A 6,414-nucleotide genomic window follows, 5' to 3' on the forward strand; every position below is an offset into this window, starting at 1 on the left:
CAGGGCCTGTCTGATGGGTCGCGGGTGATCCGTCGTCTTGGAGGGCGGGGCTCGTCAGATGGTCACGGCTTCGCCCGGCTGCAAGGGGAAGACCTTGTACTCCTCGGCGGCTGCAGCGTCGAGATAGCGGGACAGCTCGCCTGGCTGGGTGCTGTGGACGCCGTCGATATGGAATCCGTCGTGGTGAATCGGAATGGCGGCCTTCGCCCCGAGCAACCGTGCGGCCACGGCTGCGTGTTCAGCGTCGAGTGCGGCGGGAAGCAGGCTCGCCGGCCGGCCGTGCGGAAAGCACAGAGCCGGACCATTGATGGGCGTGAGCACCGCGTCGAAGGGACCGTGGCGGTGGGCGGCGCGCCACCAGTAGCCGCGGAACATGCTGTCGCCCAGGTGGATCACACGCTTCCCGGCGGCCTCGATCGCCCAGGACACCTGTGGATCCCCGATGCCGTCGACGGCGGGCACGGCGGCAATGGTGAACGGCCCGATCACGGCGGTCTCCCACGCCGTCATCGGGCGCCTGGGGAGCCCCAGTTCGGTGAGTTCGCCGTCGGCCTGGAGGGTCCAGAGGTTCTCGTGGTCGTCTCCGCCGAACGATGCTGGGTGAAGGACCGGGGCACCAGGGCGCAGGGCTTGGGCAAGTGCGGCGGCGTCGGCGTGATCGCGGTGGAGATGGGTGCAGAGCCCGGCCAGTACGTGTCCCTCCGTTCGGGGGCGGGTGACCTTGGGCAGAGGGGCTGACAGGCCAGTTCCCTGCAGTACGCCCTCCGGTTGACCGAGCAGGTCGATGACCAGGCTCACACCCTGCGCTGCTCGGTGTCGGGTGACGCGTCATGAAGGGGTCGTCCGGAGGGCCGGGAGTGATTCCCGGCCCTGTGTCGCGTTCAGGCAACCTGTGTGAATTCCACGGTCACCTCCGGCGGCCCGCCCGCCACCCCCCGGTACACGCCCTTGTGCGGGGGCACGTCGTCGTAGTCGCGGCCGCGCCCGACCACCACGTGGGACTCGTCGGCGCGGGTGCGGTTGGTCGGGTCGTAGCCGCACCAGCCGCCCGCCCAGTACTCGATCCAGGCGTGGCTCTGCCCGGCGACCGGGCGGTGGAGCTCGGCCTCCTTCTCCGGGTGCAGGTAGCCGGAGACATAGCGGGACGGCAGCCCCAGGCCCCGCAGCAGGGCGATGGTGACGTGGGCGATGTCCTGGCAGACGCCCGTGCCCTGCTCCCAGGCCTCGGCGGCGGAGGTGGTCACGCCGGTGGTGCCGGGCAGGTACGACACCCGGTCGGCGACCAGCGAGGAGACGGCGACGGCCGTCTCGTGCGGGTCGAGGCCCGCCGCGACGTCCCGCGCGTGGGCGATCAGCTCCGCCGGGACCGTCGTACGCACCGTCGGGTTCGCGAACTCCAGCAGACGGGAGCGCGTGGTGCGTTCGGCCACCTCCGCCCAGCCGGGCGGCTCGGGAAGCGGACCGGGCGGGGCCGTCTCGACCAGGCTGGACGCGGTGATGGTGAGGTCGGAGTGCGGGTCCATCAGGTCGAAGCCGGTCACCTGGGTGCCCCAGTAGTCCCAGTACGACCAGGTCGCGGCCGCCGGGCCGACGGTCACCCGGCCGTCCAGGGCGGTCTGGCCGGGCAGCGTCAGCGGGGTCATGCGGACCTCGTTGTGCGAGGAGACGGCGGCCTGCGCGTAGGAGACGCGCGTGACGTGCCGGATGCGGAGGCGGCGGATTCCCTTGCTGGTCACGCTCACACTCCTTCCTGGGCCCACTCGACGGCCCCCTGGTACGGGAAGAACCGTTCCGCCACCGCGTCGGCGGACGTCATGCAACCCTGCTGCAAGTCCCGCAGCAGTACCGGTAGTTGTTCCTCGAGGGCGTTCGAGTCCAGGTACTCGAGGCGGGTACGCAGGCGGCCGATCGGGCGGCGTGCCGGGTCCTGGCGCGGGCGGCCCAGCGCGGTCAGGCACTCCTCGGCCGTGGTCAGCGCATGCAGCGCCGAGCGCGGGAAGTCCCGGTCCAGAAGCAGGAATTCGGCCACCCGCGGGGAGTCGCCGAAACCGCCGTACACGCGCGCGTACGCCTCGTCGGCGCCGCTCGCGCTCAGCAGCGTCGGCCAGTCCGGAGCGTGCGCCGCGTCCAGCACGCGCACGCTCAGCAGCCGTACGGTCATGTCGACCCGCTCCAGACTCCGGCCCAGGATGACGAACCGCCAGCTGTCGTCCCGGCTCATCGTGGAGTCGGCGAGCCCGAAGAAGAGGGCCGCGCGGCGCCGGACCAGCTCCAGATAGGCGTACGGACCCGTACGGCGGGCCGCGAGCCGCTGGTCGGCAAGGGCGTGCCAGGTGGAGTTGAGGCACTCCCACATCTCCGAGGAGACGGCCTCACGGGCGCTGCGGGCATTGAGCCGGGCGGCGCCCAGCGCACCCTCGATGGAACCGGTCGAGCGGGCGTCGAACGCGAGCTGGTCCAGCACCTGCTGCATGTCCACCGGTTCCGCCCCCGCGTCCACACCGAGGATCGCGTACAGCGACCGGCAGGCCGCGTCCTCGTCGCGCCAGGGGTCCTCCAGCATGCGGTGCAGATAGGCGTCGAGGATCCGGCCGGTGGCGTCCGCCCGCTCGACGTACCGCCCGGTCCAGGTCAGCGCCTCCGCTATCCGGGAGAGGATCACGTCGTTCACTGCTGCTGCGCCCCTTCCTGTACGACCGTGGTGGTGCCGTCGGGACCCAGCTGGCGGGGAGCGACCTCGGGCAGATCACCGGAGCGGACGAGGGCCGGCCGCTCGGCGGGGCCCTCGGCGAGCACCCAGGTGTCCTTGGAGCCGCCACCCTGGCTGGAGTTGACGATCAGGTTGCCCTCCTGGAGGGCAACGCGGGTGAGGCCTCCGGGCAGCACCCAGACATCGTTGCCGTCGTGCACGGCGAACGGGCGCAGGTCGATGTGGCGCGGCGCCATGCCCTCGCCGGCGAGGGTGGGGGAGGTGGACAGGGCGACGGGCCGCTGCGCGATGAAGCCGCGCGGGTCGGCGATAACGGCTTTGCGGGTGCGTTCGAGGGTGCCGGGATCGGCCTTCGGCCCGATGACGATGCCCTGACCGCCCGCTCCGTCCACGGGCTTGACGACGAGCTGCTCGATCTGGTCGAGGACCGCCTCCAACTGCCCCGGTTCGTCGGGCCGGTAGGACTCCACATTGGGCAGGACCGGTTCCTCGGACAGGTAGTACCGGATCAGATCCGGGACGTAGGTGTAGAGCAGCTTGTCGTCCGCGATCCCGTTCCCGACGGCGTTCGCGAGCGTGACGTTGCCGGCCATCGCCGCGCTCATGATCCCCGGGCAGCCGATCACCGAGTCGGGCCGGAAGTGCAGCGGATCGAGGAAGTCGTCGTCCAGACGCCGGTACACGACGTGGACGGGCACCTCGCCGCGCGTGGTCCGCATCCACACCCGGTTGTTCCGGCACAGCAGGTCGTGCCCCTCCACCAGCTGCACGCCCATCAGCCGGGCGAGCAGCGCGTGTTCGAAGTAGGCCGCGTTGTTGGGACCGGGGGTCAGTACCACGACCCTGGGGTCGGCGGTGCCGTCGGGCGCGGCGGCGCGCAGGGCGGCCAGCAGGCGGTGCCCGTAACCGTCGACGGGCAGCACGTGCTGCTCGGCGAAGAGGGAGGGGAAGATGCGGGTCATCGCACGCCGGTTCTCGATCACGTACGACACCCCGCTGGGCACCCGCACGTTGTCCTCCAGCACCCGGAAGTCCCCGGCCTCGTCGCGCACGAGGTCGATACCGGCGACGTGGATGCGCACGCCCCCGGGCGGCTCGATTCCGTGCGCGACGCGGTGGAAATGGGGGGAGTTGAGGAGCAGCCGCCAGGGCACGACGCCGTCCTCGAAGGCACGGCAGGGACCATAGGCGTCGGCGAGATAGGCCTCCAGGGCCCTGACTCTCTGGCCGACGCCGCGTTGTATGAGATCCCATTCGAGGGCGTCGAGGATGCGCGGCACGAGGTCCAGCGGCCACGGCCGCTCCTCGCCCGCGAAGGCGTAGGTCACACCACGGTCGGTGAACGCCCGCGCCATCTGGTCGGCTCTGAAACGCAGTTCACTCGGTGCGATCGGCTGTAGCGCCGCCAGTACCGGCTCATAGGCGGTCCTGACCTCACCCGGCCGCACAAACATCTCGTCCCACGCGTCGGCCAACGCGTACGCGTCGAATATATCCGCCATGAGGGGACGTTAAGTGCGGCTCGTAACGCGACGATCTCTACGTGATTTCCGGCAGCGCACTCGCGGCCGCCAGCCTGTGGGGTGCCAAAAGTCTCGGGCGCACCCGGAGTGCGGATGGCCGGATGTCCGGGGTGTGCGGGATGACCGTGCCGGGGGCCGGCTGGCTGCGAGGTGACGTTGGGGTGTCAGGTCTCCCGGTGCCCGCTCAGAACAGTGCCAGGCCCTCGCCGCTGGTGTCCGCGATGACTGGCCGGGACCGGGCAGGGAGGCCGTCCAAGCGGTCAGGACCGGCCGCGGCGGCCACGGCAGGGGCCGTCTCGGCCAACCAGGCACGAAACCGCTCGGCGGATTCGTGGTAGGGGACTTGCGCCAGGACACGGTGCTCGCCGGAGGGGCAGAAGTCGACGGCGACAGTGAGCAGGCAGGAACGGGGGGCGTTCTGACTGCCGGTCCAGGACACGCGCAGGACGCCGCAGGGCTTGCGCCCGCGGGGAGCGGGGTGGGTCGGGCGCAGCGATCGGCAGGCTATGTGGGCGGTCCATGCGGCGAGGTGCGGCAGGGGCAGAGTGGTACGTGCGCGGCAGCCGGGGCAGCGGTGCCAGTGGCGGAGCCAGTCGTCGGTGTCGGTGGCAAAGAGGCGTGCGTAGTGGTTCGCCACGCGGATGTCGTTGCTGTACAGGTGGTCGGGGCGTTCCTGCGTGTTGCAGGACTGGCAGACGGGGGCGCGGACGTAGCCGTGTTCGTGGCAGTGGTCGAGGACGGCGGCGGGCGCGGTGCGGCAGACGGCACACGCCCACCCGGCCACCCTGCGGGAGATACCGGGCTTCCTGCTCAGCACCGAGTACAGCTGGCCCTCCAACTCCGCGTCGTACGGGCGCAGTGAAGCGGTGGGGCCCTCGGGGCTCGTCGTCTGCCGATTGTCGGCGGCTCGGGCCTGTCGGGGGCGGGAGGACGGCTCGGTGACGGCTGCGCTTGCCTGGCGGGTCCGCGCGGCGTGCACCCACTGCGTTTCGGAGTGCTCGGCCGCGTCCAGCAGCCTGACCACAGCGCGCGGCAGCCACCATGTCCGCTGCGTCCCCTCGCGGGTCCGCTCCACGAGCATCTGCCGCCAGTCGATCCCCGCGAGATGGTACGGCCGGCCGCCTTCACGTCGGGCTGCCCGCTCGGGGCCACCCAGATCCTGCTGATCCTGCAGTTCCCGCGTGATGCGCCGGCGCCAACGCAGCGGCGTTTCCTCGTTGCACTCCTGCCTCGGCGCCCCACGAAACGGACCGATGCGGACCAGGTCCTGTTCATCCATCCCCACCGCGTTCAGTTCCGCGGCCGCCCGGCACACCTCGACCTCCAAAACACTCCACTGACCGCCGCCCGCCCTCACCGTCGCCACCACACAGCCGCCGAGCAGGACGTACCCCGCCCAGGCATGGGCAGGAGAACAGGTGAATGCCCCGGACGCCGTCGGCACAGCACTGTCGGCCGTCAGATCGGCCCACAGAGCGTCTGCGGCACCCAGGGTGATCAAGCCGTCCGTGCGACCGGGCAAGACACGCTCTGACATACCGACAGGCTAACGGCCTGCAACGCGGCAACGGGTCCCCACGCGCCTCGGTCACCCGGGAAGCCGCCCGCGCTGCATCCGCCGCCTGTAACTCCCTGCTCCTGAGCGCCTGGTTGCTCAGTCGTCAGCACCTCCCGCGCCCCCAGCCTCACCACCAGAACGTCAAGAATCGGGCATGTCACCTTCACACATCAGCGGTCCCCGAGCCCGGTCCGAATCGCGCAGCAGAGGTCCTGTGCCAAGGCATGGCTGGTTCCCCTGCTCAAGAGCCAAGGGGCCCGGCGTCCCTGGGCAGGCGCCGCGAGCAGGGAGCCTGCGCCTGATCAGCCCCGGAGTGGAGCGTCGGGCCCCGCCGGTACCGTGTTCCCTGTGGACAGGCAGCTGAGTGACGCGGAACTCGATGAGCTGGTCGAGCAGGCCACCGTGGACGCCTGCGACGACGAGGAGCAGCTCACGGGCCTTTTCACGATGCTCGCAGAGCAGCTGGCTGTTCCGTTCAAGACGGTCGTTCTCGGAGTCGAGGTCACCGTGAAGAAGGTGGACCTGCTGCCCGGCAGCCAGATCGTGGCGGTCTGCACGCGCGGCAGGCACCGGCAGGCGATCGGCACTCTCGACTTTCCGTTGCCGGATCCGGCGCCCCAGGG

Annotated in this window: 6 protein-coding genes; 1 reads left to right on the plus strand and 5 read right to left on the minus strand. The window is 70.8% G+C overall.

Features of this window, described 5'->3' with window-relative positions:
- Positions 1 to 54: 54 nt before the first annotated feature.
- The 5 genes from ACWC2T_RS42540 to ACWC2T_RS42560 all read right to left on the minus strand — a co-directional run bounded on the left by ACWC2T_RS42540 (position 55) and on the right by ACWC2T_RS42560 (position 5,770).
- A complete protein-coding gene (locus tag ACWC2T_RS42540; protein WP_450675654.1) occupies positions 55 to 798 on the minus strand; it encodes an MBL fold metallo-hydrolase in 744 nt (247 codons plus the stop codon).
- A gap of 83 nt (positions 799 to 881) precedes the next feature.
- Positions 882 to 1,736: a transglutaminase family protein gene (locus ACWC2T_RS42545; RefSeq protein ID WP_450675655.1), complete on the minus strand. Its 855-nt coding sequence runs from the start codon at positions 1,734 to 1,736 to the stop codon at positions 882 to 884.
- A gap of 2 nt (positions 1,737 to 1,738) precedes the next feature.
- Entirely contained in the window at positions 1,739 to 2,671 is a 933-nt protein-coding gene (locus ACWC2T_RS42550) for an alpha-E domain-containing protein (protein ID WP_450675656.1), read from the minus strand.
- Entirely contained in the window at positions 2,668 to 4,212 is a 1,545-nt protein-coding gene (locus ACWC2T_RS42555) for a circularly permuted type 2 ATP-grasp protein (RefSeq protein WP_450675657.1), read from the minus strand. Before ACWC2T_RS42555 ends, ACWC2T_RS42550 begins: the two co-directional genes overlap by 4 nt.
- A 205-nt stretch (positions 4,213 to 4,417) precedes the next feature.
- Positions 4,418 to 5,770: an endonuclease domain-containing protein gene (locus ACWC2T_RS42560; RefSeq protein ID WP_450675658.1), complete on the minus strand. Its 1,353-nt coding sequence runs from the start codon at positions 5,768 to 5,770 to the stop codon at positions 4,418 to 4,420.
- Positions 5,771 to 6,139: 369 nt separating this feature from the next.
- Here ACWC2T_RS42560 and ACWC2T_RS42565 point away from each other — a divergent pair.
- The coding region (locus ACWC2T_RS42565; protein ID WP_450675659.1) for a hypothetical protein at positions 6,140 to 6,414 on the plus strand (275 nt) is incomplete at its 3' end.

It is taken from the genome of Streptomyces sp. NPDC001393, from assembly GCF_053597455.1.

Bases quoted from the DNA above. Each gene is read 5' to 3' on its own strand.
- ACWC2T_RS42555 (WP_450675657.1), bottom strand. From the start codon at position 4,212: ATGGCGGATATATTCGACGCGTACGCGTTGGCCGACGCGTGGGACGAG.
- ACWC2T_RS42560 (WP_450675658.1), bottom strand. From the start codon at position 5,770: ATGTCAGAGCGTGTCTTGCCCGGTCGCACGGACGGCTTGATCACCCTG.